Annotated in this window: 2 rRNA genes; both read right to left on the reverse strand. The window is 47.5% G+C overall.

Annotated features, from left to right (window positions below):
* Positions 1-117: 117 nt before the first annotated feature.
* Positions 118-234 (reverse strand): 5S ribosomal RNA (rrf, locus tag HMPREF0873_RS09750).
* Between the two features lie 217 nt (positions 235-451).
* Positions 452-718 (reverse strand): 23S ribosomal RNA (locus HMPREF0873_RS09755); the annotation flags it as partial.

Raw genomic sequence — 718 nt, forward strand, 5'->3', positions numbered from 1 at the left:
ACGTACATAGATACAACCTCTACAACCTTGGCTGGAGGCTGCTCTAGTAGGGTTAGCTAGTCGAAGACTAGCAAAAAGAAAAAGGCCTACCTTTAGGTAGACCTTTTTCTTTTAGTCAATCAGCGGCTTCCTATCCTCCCAGGCCGTCTCCAGCCAAGTACTTTCGGCGTTTATGAGCTTAACTACTGTGTTCGAGATGGGAACAGGTGGATCCTCATAGCCATCGCCACTGAATCTGTCAGAGTTTGTACTCTGAAAACCACATAGAAGTTATATATATTTGTTGCACATTCTGCTTAATGTTTTATATGTTGCGTCCCATACTCAAAGTACACGTCTGGAGGATTGCGTCGAAGCCTGTGGATTTCACATCGTGAAATCTTACGTTTCGACGTAAGCGACTCCACGCAACTTGTGCGTCGCGTTGCTCCTTCAAGTTGGTTACGCTGCTTAAGTAAAGCCCTCGATCGATTAGTACCAGTCAGCTCCAAACCTCACGGCTCTTCCACACCTGGCCTATCTACCATGTCGTCTACATGGGATCTTACTAGCTTACGCTATGAGAAACCTCATCTCAAGGCTGGTTTCACGCTTAGATGCTTTCAGCGTTTATCCGTCCCGAACGTAGCTACCCAACTGTACCCTTGGCAGGATAATTGGTACACCAGCGGTTCGTCCACTCCGGTCCTCTCGTACTAGGAGCAGCCCCCTTCAAGTT

The sequence above is a fragment of the Veillonella sp. 3_1_44 genome (assembly GCF_000163715.1).
Lineage (GTDB): Bacteria > Bacillota > Negativicutes > Veillonellales > Veillonellaceae > Veillonella > Veillonella parvula_A.